This is a genomic window from Salinispora sp. CH2A1_6 (assembly GCF_056820975.1).
On record NZ_JBXEDG010000001.1, the window covers coordinates 452,258 to 471,858 of the forward strand.

Annotated in this window: 16 protein-coding genes; 10 read left to right on the forward strand and 6 right to left on the reverse strand. The window is 71.5% G+C overall.

The genetic code is table 11. The features are described 5' to 3' along the window. The first annotated feature begins 24 nt into the window (after positions 1 to 24). The 3 genes from AC1UKG_RS02130 (at position 25) to AC1UKG_RS02140 (ending at position 3,318) form a co-directional block, all read left to right on the forward strand. Complete coding sequence (locus AC1UKG_RS02130; protein ID WP_020608477.1) at positions 25 to 1,101, forward strand: NAD-dependent epimerase/dehydratase family protein; 1,077 nt, start codon at positions 25 to 27, stop codon at positions 1,099 to 1,101. Positions 1,102 to 1,109: 8 nt separating this feature from the next. Beyond that, positions 1,110 to 1,970, forward strand: coding sequence for a lysophospholipid acyltransferase family protein (locus AC1UKG_RS02135; protein WP_482641955.1), 861 nt, complete (start codon positions 1,110 to 1,112; stop codon positions 1,968 to 1,970). A gap of 70 nt (positions 1,971 to 2,040) precedes the next feature. Further along, positions 2,041 to 3,318, forward strand: a complete 1,278-nt coding sequence (locus tag AC1UKG_RS02140; protein ID WP_033663650.1) for an MFS transporter — start codon at positions 2,041 to 2,043, stop codon at positions 3,316 to 3,318. A gap of 28 nt (positions 3,319 to 3,346) precedes the next feature. Here AC1UKG_RS02140 and AC1UKG_RS02145 read toward each other — a convergent pair whose 3' ends face one another. The 3 genes from AC1UKG_RS02145 to AC1UKG_RS02155 form a co-directional block, all read right to left on the reverse strand. Next, a complete protein-coding gene (locus AC1UKG_RS02145; RefSeq protein WP_026271682.1) occupies positions 3,347 to 4,219 on the reverse strand; it encodes an HAD-IB family hydrolase in 873 nt (290 codons plus the stop codon). Between the two features lie 153 nt (positions 4,220 to 4,372). Beyond that, positions 4,373 to 5,257: a DUF5667 domain-containing protein gene (locus AC1UKG_RS02150; RefSeq protein ID WP_018743197.1), complete on the reverse strand. Its 885-nt coding sequence runs from the start codon at positions 5,255 to 5,257 to the stop codon at positions 4,373 to 4,375. A 260-nt stretch (positions 5,258 to 5,517) separates the two neighbouring features. Then, entirely contained in the window at positions 5,518 to 6,453 is a 936-nt protein-coding gene (locus AC1UKG_RS02155) for an ECF subfamily RNA polymerase sigma factor, BldN family (RefSeq protein WP_018743198.1), read from the reverse strand. A gap of 785 nt (positions 6,454 to 7,238) precedes the next feature. On the opposite strand from AC1UKG_RS02155, the gene AC1UKG_RS02160 reads away from it, so the two are divergent. Further along, on the forward strand, positions 7,239 to 7,490 hold the full coding sequence (locus tag AC1UKG_RS02160; RefSeq protein WP_018726480.1) for a glutaredoxin family protein: 252 nt from the start codon (positions 7,239 to 7,241) through the stop codon (positions 7,488 to 7,490). Between the two features lie 22 nt (positions 7,491 to 7,512). Beyond that, positions 7,513 to 8,160, forward strand: a complete 648-nt coding sequence (locus tag AC1UKG_RS02165) for an HAD family hydrolase (RefSeq protein WP_482641938.1) — start codon at positions 7,513 to 7,515, stop codon at positions 8,158 to 8,160. 13 nt (positions 8,161 to 8,173) lie between these two features. Here the strand turns inward: AC1UKG_RS02165 and AC1UKG_RS02170 are convergent, their stop codons facing one another. Beyond that, positions 8,174 to 8,815, reverse strand: coding sequence for a response regulator transcription factor (locus AC1UKG_RS02170; protein ID WP_018815166.1), 642 nt, complete (start codon positions 8,813 to 8,815; stop codon positions 8,174 to 8,176). A gap of 10 nt (positions 8,816 to 8,825) precedes the next feature. Next, a complete protein-coding gene (locus AC1UKG_RS02175) occupies positions 8,826 to 10,142 on the reverse strand; it encodes a sensor histidine kinase (RefSeq protein WP_482641937.1) in 1,317 nt (438 codons plus the stop codon). Between the two features lie 364 nt (positions 10,143 to 10,506). Between AC1UKG_RS02175 and AC1UKG_RS02180 the strand changes: the two genes are divergently transcribed. Genes AC1UKG_RS02180 through hemB form a run of 5 tightly spaced genes read left to right on the forward strand, consistent with a single transcriptional unit; the run spans position 10,507 to position 16,180 of the window. Then, a complete protein-coding gene (locus AC1UKG_RS02180; RefSeq protein WP_026325202.1) occupies positions 10,507 to 11,274 on the forward strand; it encodes a redox-sensing transcriptional repressor Rex in 768 nt (255 codons plus the stop codon). Further along, entirely contained in the window at positions 11,271 to 12,638 is a 1,368-nt protein-coding gene (locus tag AC1UKG_RS02185) for a glutamyl-tRNA reductase (protein WP_029123275.1), read from the forward strand. Before AC1UKG_RS02180 ends, AC1UKG_RS02185 begins: the two co-directional genes overlap by 4 nt. Continuing rightward, positions 12,638 to 13,606 carry a hydroxymethylbilane synthase gene (gene hemC, locus AC1UKG_RS02190; protein WP_018743204.1) on the forward strand — a complete coding sequence of 323 codons (969 nt, stop codon included), beginning with the start codon at positions 12,638 to 12,640 and terminating at the stop codon, positions 13,604 to 13,606. Before AC1UKG_RS02185 ends, hemC begins: the two co-directional genes overlap by 1 nt. Then, complete coding sequence (locus tag AC1UKG_RS02195) at positions 13,603 to 15,183, forward strand: bifunctional uroporphyrinogen-III C-methyltransferase/uroporphyrinogen-III synthase (RefSeq protein ID WP_018743205.1); 1,581 nt, start codon at positions 13,603 to 13,605, stop codon at positions 15,181 to 15,183. The genes hemC and AC1UKG_RS02195 overlap by 4 nt, the downstream gene beginning before the upstream one ends. Before the next feature lie 13 nt (positions 15,184 to 15,196). Beyond that, on the forward strand, positions 15,197 to 16,180 hold the full coding sequence (gene hemB, locus AC1UKG_RS02200) for a porphobilinogen synthase (protein ID WP_018815169.1): 984 nt from the start codon (positions 15,197 to 15,199) through the stop codon (positions 16,178 to 16,180). Positions 16,181 to 16,313: 133 nt separating this feature from the next. On the opposite strand, the gene AC1UKG_RS02205 is transcribed toward hemB, so the two are convergent. Further along, positions 16,314 to 19,589: a lamin tail domain-containing protein gene (locus tag AC1UKG_RS02205; RefSeq protein ID WP_482641912.1), complete on the reverse strand. Its 3,276-nt coding sequence runs from the start codon at positions 19,587 to 19,589 to the stop codon at positions 16,314 to 16,316. Positions 19,590 to 19,601: the final 12 nt, after the last annotated feature.

Here is a 19,601-nt window from a genome sequence, read left to right on the forward strand (position 1 = left end):
CTCCTGCCGAGGACGGTGTGCGGCATGACCCCCGGTGGCCCCTCTGGTGCCCCGGGGGTCGTCGTCGTGACCGGGGTCAGTCGCTACCTCGGCGCTCACGTCGCCGCGCGGCTCGCCGCCGACCCGCGGGTCGGGCGGGTTATCGGAGTCGACCCACCCGCGGCGGGTGGAGAGCTCACCGACGTGCTCAACGGGGTCGAGCGGGTCCGGGTGGACGCTGGTGCGATCGGTGGCCTCCTCGCCGACCTCGACGTTGACGCCGTCGTGCACCTGGCCCTGGTCAGTGCTCCCGACCCACAGCACGGGGGCCGCGCGGCCATGAAGGAACAGAACGTCATCGGCACGATGCAGTTGCTCGCCGCCGCGCAGCACGCGCCCCGGCTGCGCAAGCTCGTCGTCCGCTCCTCGACCGCCGCCTATGGCGCGTCCTTCCGTGACCCGGCGGTCTTCACCGAGGAGACCGAGCCGCGGGAGGCACCGCGCGGTGGCTTCGGCCGGGACATCCTGGACATCGAGGGGTACGTGCGAGGTTTTCGCCGCCGCCGCCCCGACGTGACCGCCACCGTGCTGCGGTTCGCGCCCTTCATCGGCTCGACCGCCGACACCACGCTCACCCGCTACTTCGCCCAACCGCTGGTGCCCACCGTGTTCGGCCGCGACCCGCGGCTGCAGTTCCTGCACTTCGAGGATGCGCTGGAGGTGCTGCACCGGTCGATCGTGCTGGACCATCCCGGCACCTACAACGTCGCCGGACCCGGGGTGCTGGCGCTCTCCCAGGCCATTCGCCGGGCCGGCCGGGTCGCGGTGCCGGTGCTGGAACCGGGCCTGTCCGGGGCGGCCGCGCTGGCCCGTACGCTCGGCTTCGGCCGCTACGGGCTGGACCAGGTCGACCTCTTCGTGCACGGTCGGGTCGTGGACACCAGCCGGCTCGAGCGGGAGTTTGGCTTCACCCCACGCTCGACCGCTGCCGCCTTCGACGATTTCATCCGCGCCCACCGCAACGGGGTCGTGGTGACCCGGGAACGCCTCGCCGCCGCTGAGCAGCTGGTGCGCGACGGGGTCCGGCAGGTCCGCTCCGCCGCCGCTGGGGAGCGGTCGTGACCGGCGAGATGGTCTCCGAACAGCCTGGCGATCACTGGGACCGGAAGGTGGCGAGCGGGCTGGCGTTTCTGCGTGGACGCCTCGCCGGCGACTACGAGGTCGACGAGTTCGGCTTCGACCCGCAGCTCACCAGTTCCGTGTTTCATCCGCTGGTGCGGCTGCTCTACCGCGACTGGTTCCGCACCGAGGTCACCGGGCTGGAGCATGTGCCCGACACGGGACCGGGCCTCGTGGTGGGCAACCACTCCGGCACGGTGGCCCTGGACGCGCTGATCCTCTCGGCGATGATCCACGACCAGCACCCGCAGCACCGGTTTCTCCGCCTGCTCGGCGCGGACCTCGTCTTCCGGATGCCGGTGGTGTCGGCGGTCGCCCGCAAGGGTGGCGGCACGGTCGCCTGCAACCCGGACGCCGAGCGGCTGCTCAACTCCGGTGAGTTGGTCGGCGTCTTCCCCGAGGGCTTCAAGGGCATCGGCAAGCTGTACGCGGAGCGCTACAAGCTACAACGATTCGGGCGGGGTGGCTTCGTCTCCGCGGCGTTGCGGACGGGAACCCCGATCGTGCCGGTAGCGATAGTCGGGGGCGAGGAGACCTACCCGATGCTCGCCGATGTGAAGCCGCTCGCCCGGCTGCTGAAGCTGCCATACTTCCCCGTCACGCCGACCTTCCCCTGGCTCGGGCCGTTGGGCATGGTGCCGCTGCCGAGCAAATGGCTGATCGCGTTCTGCCCGCCGATCGCCACCGAGCACCTGACCGACTCGGCCGATGACCCGCTGGTCGTGTTCAACCTCGCCGATCAGGTGCGGGAGACCATTCAGCAGACCCTGCACCGGCTGCTGGAGCAGCGGCCGGACCCGTTCGGCCCCTGACCGGGGGCACCACCAGCGGCGAGCCCGCGGGCGGGCAAATTCGGTTGCGGTCGACCGGTGCCCTCGTACGGTGCTCGTTGTGCGGAGAGTCGTTGAGGCGGTCGTACCAGCTCGGTTGGGCACCGGGTTCCGGTGGCTGTTGGCGTCGTCGTGGGCGACGAACCTGAGCGACGGGATCGCGGTGGCGGCCGGGCCGCTGCTGGTGGCGTCGCTGACCACCAACCCGCTCCTGGTCGCACTGGCGGCCCTGCTGCGGTGGGCGCCGCAGCTGGCGTTCGGCCTCTGGGCCGGCGTGCTCTCCGATCGTCTCGACCGGCGGCGCATCGTGCTGGTGGCGAACGCGGTCCGGGTCGGCGCTCTGGGCGTGCTGGTCGGGGCGTTGGTGACCGATCGGGTGTCGGTGCCGGTGGTGCTGCTGACGCTGGCGCTGCTCGCCACCGCCGAGGTGTTCGTGGACAACACGACGGAGACGCTGACGCCGATGGTGGTGCGTCGGGAGGACCTGGCGATCGCCAACGCCCGCCTCCTGGCCGGGGTCATCACGCTGAACAAACTGGTCGGCCCGGCGCTCGGGGCCGTGCTCTTCGCGGCCGGTCGGTCCTGGCCCTTCGCCACCAACACGGTTCTCCTCGCGGCCGGACTGCTGTTGGTGTCCCGGGTGTCGCTGCCGCCGCGGGAGCGGGAATCGGCGGTTCAGCACCGTGATCTGCGCGGTGACATCGGGGCGGGGTTTCGCTGGGCCGTCGGTCATCCGGCCGTTCGGACGCTCTGCCTGACCGCCCTGTTCTTCAACATCACCTACGGCGCCGCCTGGTCCATCCTGGTGCTCTACGCCGAGGCGCGGCTCGGCCTCGGTGCCGTCGGCTTCGGCCTGATCAGTACGGCGACGGCGGCCGGCGGGCTGCTCGCCACCGTCGGGTACGGCTGGCTCACCCGCCGGGTGAGCCTCGGGGGCATCATGCGGGCCGGGCTGATCATCGAGACCCTCACCCACCTCGGTCTCGCCGTCACCACCTCACCCTGGGTCGCCTCGGCTATCCTCTTCGGCTTCGGGGCACACGCGTTCGCCTGGGGCGCCACCGCTCTGACCATCCGGCAGCGGGCGGTTCCCATCTACTTCCAGGGCCGGGTCAACAGCATCTACGGCATCAGCGCGTACGGCGGACTGGTTGTCGGCGCGGCGCTTGGCGGCCCGCTGGTCACCCTGCTCGGGATGACCGGTCCATTCTGGTTCGCCTTCGCCGGCTCGGCGTTGCTCGTCGGGGGGTTGTGGCGCCAGTTCGCCGGCCTCGCCCACACCGACGACCCGACGCCGACACCGGTGCCGGCCGAAACCACCGCCCGGTGACGGCGGCGGGAGCGCGTCGGCGGGGAGCTCACGTCCGGACGGACGAGCGGCGGCGGTGCCGCGCCAGCCCCGCGGTGACCGCTCCGGCGACCAGCCCGACGGCGGCGGTGGAGGGAACGGCGATCTTGACCGCCCGACGCCCGGTGCGGAAGTCCCGAACCTCCCATCCGCGTCGGCGGGCCTCCCGCAGCAGCGCGGAATCCGGGTTGACGGCGACCCCGCGACCGGCCGCGGCGAGCATCGGCAGATCATTGGCGGAGTCGCTGTAGGCGGTGCAGCGGGAGAGGTCTAGCCCTTCCGCCGCGGCGAGCCGGGTCACCGCCTCCGCCTTCGCGGGCCCGTGCATCAGGTCGCCGACCAGCCGTCCGGTGTAGGCGCCGTCAACCACCTCGGCCACCGTTCCGATGGCGCCGGTGAGCCCCAGCCGGGTGGCGATCACCCGGCCGATCTCGACCGGGGCGGCGCTGATCAACCAGACCCGTTGCCCGGCGTCGAGGTGCCCCTGGGCGAGCCGTCGGGCGCCGGCCCAGATCCGGGGCGCCATCAGCTCGTCGAAGATCTCCTCGGCGAGGCGCTCCACGTCCTCCACCCGCCAGCCTTCGACGAAGGCGAGCGCGGCCTCCTTGATCTGCGACATGTCGCCGACATGCTCGGTGGCGAGTACCCGGAACCGCAGCTGTTGCCAGGCGAATCGGAGTAGGTCGCTGGTGGTGACGTAGTTGCGCGCGGCGAGTCCGCGGGCGAACCAGTAGATCGACGCACCCTGCATCATGGTGTTGTCCACGTCGAAGAAGGCGGCCGCGGCCCGGTCCGGCGGCGGGGTCGACACGCCGCTGGCCGATCTCCCCCCAGGGAGGTGACTACAGGTGTCGGTGTCGACGGGCACCTCTCGGCTGGCCACGCGTTCTCCCTCCGGACGACCGGCGCACCGTGCGCCACCTGGCGAGGGTAGCCGGGTGGCTGACCGAGGCGGGCCCGCAACCGGGCAAACGACCCAGGTGTGCGGCGGGCCGGCGGCTCCTCGCGGAGCGGGGCCGGCCCGCCGCGGGCGGTGTCAGCGGTCGGCGGGGCAGCTCGCCGGAGTGGGGCCGAGCGTGTCGCTGCCGCTCGGCGCGGGCAGCCCGCAACCGATGGCGGCGCGCAGCGCGTCCGAGCGCCCAAGAGCATCGTCGAGAAGCGCGAGTGAGCGCTGGGTGCGGTCGCGGTCAGCGCGGGTTCCGTCGCCCAGGAGTTCGCTGACCGCCGTACGCTGCGCGGTGACAAAGGTGTTGACCACGTCCAACGCCGTCAGGTCGGAGCCCTGTACCGCGGCGGTGGTGAGCAGGCGTACGCCCTGGCGGGTGTCGGCGTCCATGTCGTCCAGGACGCCGCTGTAGCCGACCCGGTCGCCGCGCAGGTGGGCTGCCTCGCTCAGCCGAGTTCGCGCGAAGTCCAGGAAGAGCTGCCCACGGCTGTGGTCCGAGCCGGTCAACGCGAGCTGAGCGCGCTCGGTTGACCGCTTCATTCCATACAGTGCGTCGCCCGGTACCGCGTTCTCACTGGCCGCGGAGATACCGGAGACGGCGACGGCTCCGGTCGCGATGCCGATCAGGATCGCACCGCGGGCCCGGGCCCGCCGTGCGGTGACGGCGGGGAGGAGGAAGGAGCGGTTCGGTGCCGGGTGGTGCTCCGTCCGATCGGCGGCGGCTGCCGAGGCGGGCCGACCAAGGCCCTCGCGTTCGGCGGTGGCCAGCAGCATCGCCCGTAGGCCGGTGCGGAACTCCGTACTGACCTCGGCGGTCGGGGCGGCGTCACCGAGCTGCTGCCCGACCGCGACGAGGTCCGTGAGCTTGTCGTCAACCCGAGATCGGACATGGTGTCGTCGGCCGCCGTTTGCTTCGTCGAGAAGTTGCGCGAAGCGCTCGGCGCGCCGACGGGAGACAAAGAGGTCGCTGTTCACCGCTGGCACCTCCCTCGCTGGGCGCGGCCGGTCGGCCGCGATCGTCACCGGCGACCGGGACGGGCAGGCACCACGGGAGGCTCGAGGCCGGCGGTGGGGCCGGACCCGAGACCCGGGGGACGCCGGGACTGTATCGGTCGCACCCGGATGAACGCGCCGCGCCGGGTCGGGGTTACGGGGCCAAGTGCGGAGAAAGCACGGGGAGTAATCGATATCACCGACGCTCGATCTACCCGGGCGTCAACGCCCTACCAGCGCGGCTATGCCCGGAAGCCGTCCGGGAGCAGCCGGGCCAGGGCCCGAACCGCCCGGTACTGCAGAGCCTTGATCGCGCCCTCGTTCTTGCCCATGGCCCGCGCCGTCTCCGCCACCGAGAAGCCCTGGAGGAAGCGGAGCACGATGCACTCCTGCTGTTCCGGGTTGAGCTGCTTGACGGCGCTGAGCAGGGTGACGTTGGTGATGTGCTCGACCACAGCCGCCTCTGGGCTGCCCTCCGGCCCCCGGTCTTCGCGTTCGGCGTCGAGGACATCACCCGTGGTCACCTCGAGCCGGTAGCGGCCGGATTTGAAGTGGTCGGCCACCAGGTTGCGGGCGATCGTTACCAGCCAGGCCCCGAGGTCGCGGCCCTGCCAGGTGAAGCTACCGATGCGTTTCAACGCCCGGAGGAAGGTGTCGGAGGTGAGGTCCTCTGCCAGTTGACGGTTGCCCACCCGGAAGTAGACGAAGCGAAAGACGGTGTCCACGTATCGGTCGTAGATCAGGCCGAAGGCCTCAGCCTCCCCGGCCTGTGCGCGCTCGACCAGGGCCCAGATTTCGGTTGCCGGGTCGGACGGGTCGGGACGGCTGGGGTAACCGGTGGCGGGTGCGCTGGCGGGCAGCGCGGGCAGCACCGCCGTGTCGGTGGCGGCGGAGTCGGTGGTGGTGGACGGTTCGGCGCTCCGGCGGCCCTGTACCGGCATCGTCGGCCGGGTTGGCGAGGCGACCCGGGCCCCGACCGGCTTGGCGTTCGCACCCGGTGTCCCGCTCCGGGCGGGGGCCTCGTTGGGGTGTGGACGGTTGCGTACCCCGTTCTCGCTCCGGGCGCCGAGCCGCCCGTCATCTCGGGGCCCGCGGGGCGTCAACCGTTCGTTCGTCGTTGCTCGGGAGGGCTGGTCACCCAGGCCGATCGGCCGCTGCGCATAGCCGAAGGTCGTCATCGGGGCACCTCCGTCGAGCGGCCCGAGTCCCCGGCGTGCGGTTGGGGTCGGTCGGGCACGCATGGTCTGGGTAGGGGACCTGCCGGCGCAGGGCGAATCCCCTTGAGGTGCTGGTCCAATGCGCTGTCGGGCACGGTGGGCCTCCTCGGGCTGAGGGGTTGTTGACTCACGAAAACGGGGTGAGCCAACCCGAGTGATGATAGGGGTCAACGTCACCCGCGCGTGGCAAGTCCGTTACACAGGGCCAAAGTATTTCCGGTCGGGTCGCACTTCTGCCGGACCAGTTGTCCGTCGTGTGCGGTTGACTTTCGGATTCCCCGGTGTTTTGAGGAGAATCCCAGGTGGATCGGGGTGTGGATGGTCGTGGCGAGGTGTGCGGCGGCTGGCCGGAGGGGTGCGATGGCGGCAACGGCCGGCTCCGGTGGCAGGTGGAGGGCGTCCTTGATCTCACGGCACGTGACCGCGCGGTCCCATGGAAAGGACTGCCTGAGGTGGGTCGCGATGCCCCGGCGTGTCGCTGGTCGGCGGCTGTCCTGTTCCTTGGCGTCGGTGCGGTCGTTCGTTCGCCGCTGTGCCAGACTCGACGGCTGTGCAGGAGGTGGCCGGCGATGGTGCGAACGCTTCTCCGCGCGCGGTGACGCTGGTGCCCGCCGGGTCACCCAGGTGTGGCGCCGGGCGGTACGGGCTGTGCCGCACCCCGCCAACGGCGAAACTGTCCACGCGTACGCGCCGCAAGACCCCCTGCTCCGGTCGTCGGGCCGGGGCCGTCCCGACGGAGGAGACCGATGCGTGAACCCCGCCTCACCCTGCTCACCCGGCCTGGTTGCCATCTCTGCGAAGACGCGAAGGCCGCGCTGGAGCGGGTGGTGTCGGTCACCAACGACCGGTGGGTGGAGAAGGACGTCACCGACGATGTGGAGCTGGAGCGTGAGTACGGGGACCGGCTGCCGGTGGTGCTGCTCGACGGCAAGGAGCACGGCTACTGGCGGGTCGAGGAGGAGCGGCTGCTCCGCGATCTGACCACTCCGCAGCTCTGAGGCTGCCAGGTAGGGTGCGGCGATGAGGTCTGCGCACCCGCACCTGGTCTGGGACTGGAACGGAACCCTGCTCAACGATCTGGACCTGATCGTGGCGGCAACCAATGTCGCCTTCGCCAGCGTCGGCGGGCCGACAGTGACCGCCGACGAGCATCGGGTTCGGTTTCGGCGACCGATCGCCGACTACTACGCCGACGTGCTCGGGCAGGCGGTGGACGAGGCGGCGTTCGGCCAGCTGGACAAGATCTTCCACGAGGCGTACCTGGACGGGCTGACCACCTGCGCATTGGCACACGACGCGGTGGACGCGATGTCGTCCTGGCCCGGGAGCCAGTCGTTGCTGTCCATGTGGTTCCACCAGGATCTGGTGCCAACCGTGCAGACCTACGGACTGACCAAGCACTTCCTGCGGGTGGACGGGCTCCGGACTGAGGTCGGTGGTGACCGGAAGGCCGAGTCGCTGGCCCGGCACCTGGCTGAGCTGGGGCTGGATGGCCAGGACGTGGTGCTGATCGGTGATTCGCTCGACGACGCCGAGGCGGCCCGATCGGTCGGTGGCCGCGCGGTCCTCTACACCGGCGGGCTCACCGACCCCGCCCGGCTGCGGGCCTCCGGCCATCCGGTCGCCGAGACCCTCACCGGGGCGGTCGCTCTGGCCCACGCGTATTGATCGTGCGCCCGTCTCAGCCGCGGAGGTAGGCCAGGACCGCGCGGACCCGGCGGTGCTGCTCGACGTCTGGTGGGAGGTCGAGCTTGGTGAAGATGTTGCGGACGTGCTTCTCGACCGCACCATCGGTCACCACCAGGGTTCGGGCGATCGCGGTGTTGGAGTGGCCTTCGGCCATCAAACTCAGGACCTCGCGTTCGCGTGGGGTCAGGGCCCGCAGTGGATCGTCGCGGCGTCGGCGGGCGAAGAGCTGGGTGATCACCTCGGGGTCGAGGACGGTGCCCCCGGCGGCGACCCGGTCCAGCGCGTCGAGGAACTCGTCGATCGCGGCCACCCGGTCCTTGAGCAGGTAGCCGACCCCGATCCCGGTGGCCAGGAGGTCGTCGGCGTAGGACGCCTCGACGTACTGGGAGAGCACCAGGATCGGCGCCGCTGGCACCAGAGCACGCGCCTGGACGGCGGCTCGGAGCCCCTCGTCGGTGTGGGACGGCGGCATGCGTACGTCAACGATCGACACGTCGGGGCGGTGGGCGACCACCGCCTGCACCAGGGCGTCGCCGTCACCGACGGCGGCCACCACCTGGTGGCCACGTTCGGTGAGGAGTCGGATCAGCCCTTCTCGGAGCAGAACAGCGTCATCAGCGATCACGATCTGCATGGCTGCGTGTCTACCACTTTCCGGTTGTGGTGGGGAGTTCGGCGCGGATCGCGGTGGGGCCGCCGGCGGGGCTGGTCACGAGGAGCTGCCCCCCGGCGGCCCGGACCCGGTCCGCGACGCCGACCAGCCCGTGCCCCTTGGCCAGGTGCGCGCCGCCCTGGCCGTCGTCGTCGATGCTGACCCGCAGTCGCTGGCCGGCCCGCTCCACGAAGACCCGGCACTCGGTGGCCCGGCTGTGTTTGGCGACGTTGGTGAGTGCCTCGGCGACCACGAAGTACGCGGTGCTCTCCACCGCGGGGTCGAGCCGGCCGCCGGGTTCGCCGAGCCCGGCGTCAACCTGTAGCTCGATCGGGATCAACCCGCGCCCGGCCAGCGCCGCGAGGGCGCTCGGTAGTCCGCGGTCAACCAGGATGGGCGGTGCGATGCCCCGGGACAGCGCACGCAGCTCGGTGAGGGTCTCCCGAGTCTGGTCAACCGCCTCGTCGAGCGTGTGCCCGGCCGCTACCGGGTTGCTGGTGAGCTGCTCGCGGGCCCGGCTGAGATCCATCGCGAGTCGGACCAGCCGTTGCTGCGGCCCGTCGTGGATGTCTCGCTCCAGCTTGCGCAGCGCATTCGCCTCGGCGGAGGCGAATGCGCGCTTCTGTTCTTCGAGGATGGTGATCTGGTTGCGTAACTCGGCCACGCCGGTCAGGAGCGAACGGGACAGGTTGCCCTCGATCCGTGCACATGCGCGAGCGATCAGCGGCAGGGTGAGCAGGGCGAACACCCCGATGGCGGTGTTCAGGAAGATCCGGGGGCCGGAGCCGTTGCCCATCCCGAGAAGTGTGCTCAGGCCCTGGTCGTTCGGACCGTACGGTATCGCCCGGTCGTAGGCCCCGTAGCTGATGCCGGCGATCGCCAGCACCCACCAGGTCAGCAGCACGGAGAAGGTCACTGTCGCCACCGGCATCTTGAAGAACGCGTGCAGCAGATCGAGCCACGACTGTAGGTCCCGGGCCGGTGTCAGGGTCCGGCGCCAGAAGCCGGCACCCGAGTCGGCTACTCGGTAGACCGGGCGGATCCGGGGCACGCCCAGCACGGCGGGCAGCCGGATCCGTTCGACGTCGGCCAGGGCCCGGACGGCATACAGTGTGCCGGCCAGGACCGGCAGGCCCAGAGCGGTCACCAGCAGACCGAGGCTGAGGGAGAATCCGGTGACGGCCACCACGAAGCCGACGATGGCCAGGGGCAGGCCCGACAGCACGTAGCCCGAGTCGCGCAGGAGCTGGCGGAGTAGCCCGCGCGGCGGGTGGGAAACGGGGGCGGCGGTTACGCGGGCAGCGGCCATGCCCCGAGGTTAGGCAGCGAAACCGAGCCGACCCATCCTGCCCGCCGCCGAATGTTGGGGGTGCTGGCGCTACCACGCTCGTCGGGAAGTGGGCGACGCGACCCCGTGTCATTGGTCAGAGAAGTCTTAATTGAGTAATAATCGCCGGACGGCGTGGGCGAAGTCGAGACATTGATCTTGTGGAACGGGGGGCCGGGTGGAGTCGCGTCGTGGGCGACCAAGATCGCGATTTGTGCGTGTCTTCACAAGCGCTTACTCTGTAGTTCCGACCCGCCCCGCTAGCACAGCCGGTCTTCTCGGTGGCCAGCGGGAGTCCCGACCCGGCCCGGCGGAGTTGGCCCAGGATCCCACCGCACGGAGTTTCATGAGTCAGCACCGTCCGCCCGGCGCGCCGCAACGCCCTGTCGCCGTGCCGGCGTTGCCGGATCTGCCGGAGGCGACCGTCGCCCGGCTTCCCGAATATCTCCGTGCCCTGCACAGCCTGGCCGAAAACGGTCACGAGACGGTCTCCAGTGAGTGGTTGGCCACGGCTGCGGGAGTCAATTCCGCCAAACTCCGCAAGGATCTGTCCCACCTTGGTTCCTATGGCACTCGGGGTGTCGGCTACGACGTAGCCCTCCTGATCGATCAGATCGAGTACGTCCTGGGGCTCACCCAGCGGCGGACGGTCGCCCTGGTCGGAGTGGGTAATCTCGGTCATGCCCTCGCTGGCTACGACGGGTTCGCCACCCGCGGCTTCCGCATCGCCGCGCTCTTCGACGCCGACCCCGTCCGGGTCGGTGAGGAGATCAACGGTCTGGTCGTTCGGCACGTGGACGAGCTGTCCCGGGTCGCCACCGAGGAGTCGATCGCGATCGGCGTGATCGCCACCCCGGCCGCCGCCGCCCAGCGGGTCGCCGACCGGCTGGTCGCCGGCGGAGTGACCAGCATTCTGAACTTTGCGCCCTGCGTGCTGACCGTGCCGGACGGGGTGGACGTACGTAAGGTCGACCTCGCCGTCGAGCTGCAGATCCTGTCCTTCCATGAGCACCGTAAGGCCTCCCGGACCGCGCTCCCCGGCGGCGAGGCCCCCCTCGCCCCATTGCCGGGTAACCTCGCCGCCACCGACCCCCAGGAGGCGATCGGCACGTGAAACTGCTAGTCGTCGGCGCGTCTTACCGCACTGCCCCGGTCGCCGTCCTGGAGCGACTCACGGTCGCCCCCGCCGACCTCTCCCACGTTCTGACCCGCCTGGTCGCACAGCCGTACGTGAGTGAGGCGGTGCTCGTCTCCACCTGCAACCGGGTGGAGGTATACGCCGTGGTGTCCGGTTTCCACGGCGGGCTCGGTGACATCTGCGCTGTCCTGGCCGAGTCGACCGGCTGCCAGCCGGCAGCCCTCGCCGACCACCTGTACGTGCACTTCGACGTCGCGGCGGTCAACCACGTCTTCCGGGTCGTCACCGGGCTGGACTCCATGGTGGTGGGTGAGGCCCAGATCCTCGGCCAGCTCCGCGACGCGTACCACCGGGCGGCGGAGGTCGACACCGTTGACCGTCTGCTGCACGAGCTGATGCAGCAGGCGCTACGGGTGGGGAAGCGGGCCCACTCCGAGACCGGGATCGACCGGGCCGGACAGAGCGTCGTCACCGCTGCGCTCGGCCTCGCTACCGAGCTGCTCGACAGCGACCTGGCCGGCCGTGCCGCGCTGGTGGTGGGGGCGGGAGCGATGGGCGCGCTGGGCGTGGCCACCCTCACTCGGTTGGGGGCCGGGCCGGTCACCGTGACCAACCGGAGCGCCGACCGCGCCGCCCGGCTGGCCGGGTCGTACGGCGCGACCGCCGTACCGATCGCCGACCTCACCGAGACGATTTCCACAGTGGATATTGTAGTGGCCGCCACGGCCGCCACCGAGGCGGTCCTCACCCGCGCGGTGGTGGCCCGAGCGCTCGCTGGTCGGGACCCATCCCGGGGGCCGCTGGTCCTGCTCGACCTGGCTGTCCCACGGGACGTCGAGCCGGGCGTGGCCGACCTGCCCGGCGTCCAGGTCATCGACATCGACCGGATGGCGGCGCTGGTCGCCGACGGCCCCGTCGCCGTTGACGCCGCCGCGGTGGAGCAGATCGTCGCGGCGGAGGTCAACGCCTTCCTCACCTGGCTGCGCGGAGCTGACGTCGCGCCGACCGTGGCCGCCCTGCGGGGCCGTGCTGACGACGTGGTCACGGCCGAGTTGGGCCGGCTCGCCCAGCGTTGTCCGGACCTGACCGACGCCCAGCGGGCCGAGGTCGCCCGGACGGTGCACCGCGTCGTCCAGCGGCTGCTGCACCAGCCGACCGTCCGGGTCCGCCAGCTCGCCGCCGAGCCCGGCGGCGACCAGTACGCGGTGCTGCTGCGCGACCTGTTTGACCTGGAGGTGCCGCAGACCTCCCCGGTCGGCACCGTCCCTGATGTGGTGGTGCCCGACGTCGACCCCCCGCTCGGCGGCGACGCCGAGGCCCCACCCACCGGAGGTGAGTGATGAAGGTCCCCCTACGCCTCGGTACTCGGGGCAGCGCCCTGGCGATGGCCCAGTCCGGGCAGGTCGCGAAGGCCCTCACCGAGGCCACCGGTACCCCGGTGGAGCTGGTCGAGGTGGTGACCACCGGCGACCGCTCCGCGGCCCCGGTGCACCAGCTCGGTGTCGGCGTGTTCGTCTCCGCGCTGCGGGACGCCCTCGCCACGGGCACCATCGACTTCGCGGTGCACTCGTACAAGGACCTGCCGAGCGCGGCGGCCCCCGGTCTGTACGTCGCGGCCGTTCCACCTCGGCAGGACCCACGGGACGCGCTCGTCGCCACCGGCGGCCGTACGCTCGCCGAACTGCCGCCCGGCGCCCGGGTCGGCACCGGTGCGCTGCGCCGCATCGCCCAGCTGCACGCGCTCGGGCTTCAACTCGAGGTCGAGCCGATCCGGGGTAACGTCGGTACCCGGTTGGCGCGGGTGCTTGGGCCGGAGGCCGACCTGGACGCGGTGGTCCTGGCGCGGGCCGGGCTGGCCCGCCTGGATCGTGCCGACACGATCACCGAGACGCTCGACCCGATGCTGATGCTGCCCGCTCCCGCCCAGGGGGCGCTGGCGGTGGAGTGCCGGTCCGACGATTCGGCTCTGGTCGAGCTGCTCGCGGTACTCGACCATGCACCGTCCCGCGCCACGGTCGTCGCGGAACGGGCGTTGCTCGCCACCCTGGAGGCCGGGTGCAGTGCCCCGGTCGCCGCCTACGCCGAACTCGCCGAAGGCGACGTCGGTGAAGAGATCTACCTGCGCGGGGCGGTGATCAGTCCGGACGGCACTCGTGACCTCCGGCTGTCCCGCACCGGAACGCCCGCCGACGCGGTGGAGATCGGAAAGGCCCTCGCCACTGATCTTCTCGACCTCGGCGCCGACTCGATCCTCGGCCAGCAACGGAACCTTGGCCCGGGGACCCAGCAATTTGGGAGCACAGTATGACCCGCACCCGTAAGCCCGTAGGCCGTATCGCGTTCGTCGGGGCCGGTCCCGGCGATCCGGGCCTGCTGACCCGCCGGGGATACGACGCCCTGGTCAGCGCCGACCAGGTGGTCTATGACCGGGGAGTCCCCGAGGCGCTGCTCGATGTCGTCCGCACTCAGGCGAAGCAGGAGGCTCAGCTGACCCTGGCCGAGGGCGGATCGGGCGATGTGGCGAAGGTCCTGATCTCGGCGGCCCGCTCCGGGTTGAACGCGGTGCACCTGGTCGCCGGTGACCCGTTCGGCCACGAGGCGGTGGTCCGGGAGGTGCAGGCGGTCGCCCGGACCGCCGGCCAGTTCGAGGTGGTCCCGGGCGTCGGCCAGGCCGAGGGGGTGGCGACCTACGCGGGTGTGCCGCTGCCCGGAGTCCGGACGGCGGCCGACATCGAGGATGTCACCACGCTTGACTTCGAGGCGCTGGCCGCCGCCGTCACCCGGGGCCCGCTGGCCCTCGCGGTGGACGCCGGGGATCTCGCCGCGATCCGGGACGGTTTGCTCGCCGCCGGAGTCGACGACGCGACCGCGGTCGGTGTGACCGGCGACGGCACCGGTGAGACCCAGTACACGACCACGTCGACGGTTGATTCCTTCGTCGCGGCGGCGCTCGGGTTCACCGGCCGGGTCGTGCTCACCCTCGGCGAGGGCGTCGGCCAGCGGGACAAGCTCAGCTGGTGGGAGAACCGCCCGCTGTACGGCTGGAAGGTGCTGGTCCCGCGGACCAAGGAGCAGGCGGGTGTGATGAGCGCCCGACTGCGCGCGTACGGCGCGATCCCCTGCGAGGTGCCGACCATCGCGGTCGAGCCGCCGCGTACCCCCGCGCAGATGGAGCGGGCGGTCAAGGGACTGGTCGACGGCCGGTACGCCTGGGTGATCTTCACTTCGGTGAATGCGGTCCGGGCGGTGTGGGAGAAGTTCGCCGAGCACGGCCTCGACGCCCGCCACTTCGGCGGTGTGAAGATCGCCTGCATTGGCGAAGCGACCGCCGACGCGGTGCGCGCCTTCGGGATCCGGCCGGAGCTGATCCCCGCCGGGGAGCAGTCCTCGGAGGGACTGCTGGCCGAGTTCTCGCCGCACGACGAGGTGCTCGACCCGGTCGGTCGGGTGCTGCTGCCGCGCGCCGACATCGCCACCGAGACGCTCGCCGCCGGGCTCACCGAGCGCGGCTGGGAGGTTGACGACGTGACCGCCTACCGGACGGTTCGGGCGGCGCCACCGCCGGCCGAGATCCGCGACGCGATCAAGTCGGGTGGGTTCGACGCGGTGCTCTTCACCTCGTCGTCCACGGTGCGGAATCTGGTCGGCATCGCCGGGAAGCCGCACGCGCGTACCGTTGTTGCGGTTATTGGGCCCAAGACGGCGGAGACCGCTACCGAGTTCGGCCTTCGGGTTGACGTGCAGCCACCGCACGCCTCGGTCCCTGACCTGGTGGAGGAGCTGGCCGGCTACGCCGTCGAGCTGCGCGAGAAGCTCGCCGCGATGCCGGCGAAGCAGCGGCGCGGCTCGAAGGTGCAGGGGCCGACCGCCCTCCGGTTCCGCTGACCCTGGAGGACCCGTGCCGTATCCCGAGCATCGACCCCGGCGGCTGCGTCGCAGCCCAGCCCTGCGGCGGTTGGTCGCCGAGACTCGGGTCGACCCGGCCGAGCTGGTCGTGCCGCTGTTCGTCAAGGAGGGGTTGACCGAGCCCCGGTCCGTGCCGTCCCTGCCGGGGGTGCTCCAGCACTCCCGGGAGTCGCTGCGCAAGGCCGCGGTCTCGGCGGTCCAGGCCGGGGTTGGCGGGATCATGCTCTTTGGGGTTCCGGCTGACCGGGACGAGCTCGGCTCCGGCGGGGCCAACCCGAACGGCATTCTCAACGCCGCCATCCGGGACGTTGTCTCCGAGGTGGGCGACGCCGCCGTGGTGATGAGCGACCTCTGTCTGGACGAGTTCACCTCGCACGGGCACTGCGGTGTGTTGGCCTCCGACGGGTCGGTCGCGAACGACGCCACCCTCGCCGCGTACGCGGAGATGGCGGTGGCGCAGGCGGCGGCCGGGGTGCACGTGGTCGGGCCGTCCGGGATGATGGATGGTCAGGTCGGCGTGGTCCGGCGGGCGTTGGACGCCGCCGGTCACCAGGACGTGGCCATCCTCGCCTACACGGCGAAGTACGCGTCCGCGTTCTTCGGCCCGTTCCGGGACGCGGTGGAGTCGACGCTGGACGGCGACCGTCGGACCTATCAGCAGGATCCGGCGAACCTGCGGGAGTCCCTGCGCGAGGTGGCGTTGGACGTGGCCGAGGGCGCCGACATGGTGATGGTCAAGCCGGCATTGCCGTACCTCGACGTGGTCGCGGCGGTCCGGGCCGCCGTTGACGTGCCGGTCGCCGCCTACCAGGTCTCCGGCGAGTACGCGATGGTCGAGGCGGCTGCCGCGAACGGCTGGATCGACCGCCAGCAGACGATGCTGGAGACGCTCACCTCGATTCGTCGGGCCGGAGCCGAGATCATCCTCACCTACTGGGCGGTCGAGGCCGCGCAGCTGCTGCGTCAGCGCTACTGACGCCGCCGCGCCCGGCCGGCCCACCGCCGGCAGCCGGGCCCACAGCAACGTCACGGCCCGCCGGCCCGGTCGAGTACCGGGCCGGCGGGCCGTGACGACTTCCCAGGTCGCCGGTGGCGAGGCCAGTGGGCGGTCAGTCGTCGTTGACGATGGTCCCGGTGCCGAGCGGATCGGCGATCTGGAGCCCAGGACCACCAACCACCAGCAGAGTCAGCCTCTCGTCGGTTTCTCGTTTCCGATCGCCACGCACCGACACCGGGAAGGTCAGCGTTGTCTGGCCCGCCGCCAGCGTCTGGCAACCGACGTACGACCGGTAGTCAACGCCCGGCCGTGCGCTTCGGCCCAGGGTCAGGGCGCAGATCAGGGTCGGCTCGGAGAGGGGACGCGAGACGGTGACGGTGAAGTCCAGCTCGCTGCTGCCCCGATCACCTTCGACCACCGAGGCGTCGGAGACGGTCAGCGTCGGGCGGGACCGGAACCGGGCCACCTGCGGGTCGTGGTCACTGGCGCCGCGTGACCCGTCCCCCGCGTACTCCGCCGGCCAGTCGGCGTTGACGTGCGCGGCCCGCATCTGCACCAGATCAGCGTGGAGCGCCGGGGTGACGAAGAGGTGGTCCAGCGTCTGGGCCTGGCCGGCGAAGCTGTACGAGTAGGCGGACGACGGCGCGTCGGCGAGCAGGTCATCCCAGAGGTTTCGCAGCCCCGCCTCGTAGAGGGGAGCGAGCTGATCCGACGGGGTCGGGTCGGCGGCCGTCGCGATGGGATCATCAGGGCGGGGGAAGACGTTCAGGTCCCCGCCGAACACCACTCGGGCGTCCGGGTCCGCCGCCTCGACCGCGGTGACAATCGCCGCGCCGTACGCCGCCTGCTCCCGGCGCTGCCCCACCCGGCGGTCGGGGCCGGACGAGTAGTGGTTGCTGGCCGCCCAGAGCGTCAGCCGTTCCCTCGAGCCGGGGGCGGCGGCGATGGTGAACCGGCCGAGCTGCGGCGCGCGGGTGAAGACGTTGTCGCCGTCCTTGCCGGTGCTGGTATCCACATCGGGCGGAAGGACCGCGTTGAGTGCTTTGGGGTTCTGCACGTCGGCGTTGGATGGCAGCCCGGGCGCGCGGTACTGGACGGTCGGGGCGGCGCCGAGCAGCGGATCGTCGGCGGTCGCCGCGGCCAGCGCGACCCGGTCGGTGCGGTAGAGGAAGGCCGAGGTGATGCCCCGGTTGTCAGCGCCGCTGCGGTCGTAGGCAGCCGCGTAGGCCGGGCCACCGTTGTCGGCGATGGTCAGCGCGAGCTCCTGGAGCGAGTCCGGTGCGCCGTCGGCGTCGTTGGTGTTACCGCAGACCAGCGTGCTGCCGTCGACCACACAGATGTCCTGGTCCTCGGTCTCCTGGACCAGGATCAGGTCGGGGGAGTGTAGGTCGTTGGTGATCTGGTCGGCCAGCGCGGCGAGCTGTTCCTGGTATTCCTGCTCGCTGCCCGGCACGTAGTCGAACGGGGGACGCACGCCGGTGCAGCCGTCGTTCCCGGCGAAGTCGCAGCCGTCGAAGGGGTCGTCGCGGAAGTCGTACAGGTTTTCCACGTTGTACGCGGCGACCGCGTACTCCGTCGACCGGTGGGCCGGCTGCGGCGGGTGGTTCGTTGCGGGGTCGGTTCCGGCCGCGAACGCCGCGGACTCGACCTGGACGCCGTACTTCTGGAACGAGTAGTAGAGGCCGCCCACCGCGTCGCCGGTCAGCGTGTCGAAGGTGCGTGCCGGGGGGAGCAGTGTGGTGTTGTCGCCGCTGGCGGCCTTGACGCCCATGCTGCCCAGCATGATCCGTTGGCCGTTGCCGTCGTCGAAGGTCTGGGTGGGGTCGTTGTCCAGCGGGTGGGCATCGCGGAACACCCGGCGGGTGTGCGGCTCGCTCCGGTCCAGGAGCGGGTCATCCCGGTCGACCAGCCAGGTCTCGGCGTCGGCGGAGGAGGCGAAGACGTTGCGCCCGCTCACCGTCTGACTATCCGCGCGCACCCGCAGCCGGGCCCCCTCGTGCCGTTCCCAGAAGCGCTGCGCGTCGGCCAGGTCGGCCGGGGGTACCGCGTCGGTCACCGTGACCACCCGGTCCACGTCCAGCCCGGTGGAGATCCGCCGGACCAGTGCGGCGCTGGAGAGCTGCGTCATGTGGTAGTACTCGGAGACCCGGGCGTGGAGCACCACCTCGTCGCCGACGGTCGGCACGTAACCGCCGATGAGCGACGTGTGCGAGCCCATGAAGACGAAGATGCCGTCGGAGCTGGTGGGGTCGCCGTCGGTCGCGTCGGCACGGCTCTGGAGGAAGAACCCGTGCTGGTCCCGGCCCGCGGAGTCGCGGGCCAGGGTGCGCTGGGTGACCACGCCCCGGATCTGGTATTGCGCGGTGCTGGCACCGTTGCCGCTGGCCGGCGCGAGCGGCGAGCGGTCGGTGGCGCCCTCCTCGGCATCGGTGGTCGGGCCCTGCACCTCGCCGACCGTCAGCTCCCGGGTGGCCTGCACCGGCAGGGTGCAGGTCGCGGTGGTGCCGTCGGCGTCGGTCGCCGTCAGGACCACCGAGTACGCCCCGGCGGCCAGGTCGGCGCTCGCGCTGACGGTGGCCCGGGCGGTGCCACCGACTGCTCCGGCCGGCGTGAACGCCGTCCGGCTGATCGTGCCGGTGGCCGGTGTCGGGCTGACTGACGTGACCGCCAGGTCGACGATCTCATCATCCGGGTCGGTCGCGGTGACCTCCCGGGACGCCGCGGTGCCCGCCGGCGTAACCAGGGGATCGCCGCAGGTGATGGTGGCGGGGGTGTCTACCGGGCCGCCGCCGGTGTGGTGCGCGCCGAGCCCGTCCACCGTGTCGGTGTCGAAGCCGGCCCACTCGGTGGCCGGGTCGAAGCTGTCGCCGGGGTCGGTGTCACCGGCGGTGATGCCGGCCAGCCGGCGGAGGGTGTGGTTGGCGGTGTCGGTCAGGCCGGTGCCCCACCCGGTGCCCGGATCGACGCCCACCTGGCCGATCGCGTCGAGCACGGTGCCGCCGCGGCGCAGCACGACCGCGTCGTCACCGTTGAAGAGTCCGGCACCGGTGACCTGGTCGGCCTGGGCGAGGATCGCCGCGTTCGCCGACGAGTGGGCGAAGACGAAGACGTCTCCCGCCGCAACCGAGCCGGTCAGGGTGAAGGTGGTCGGCGTGGTGGAGCCGTTGAAGTAGAGCAGCAGCTGATAGCCCCCGGTGGCGAGGTCAACCGGCGCGCCGGTGCCGTTGAAGAGCTCGACCGCCTTGTTGTTGGACGAGCCTTCGACATACTCGGAGATGAACAGGTCGGTTGGGGCGGCGGTGGCGGCGTGGGGCGTGACCCCGACGGCCGCGAGGCTCGCGGTAACGGTGACGGTGGCGAAGACGGCAAGTGCGCGACGCGGGCGCATGGAGCCTCCACG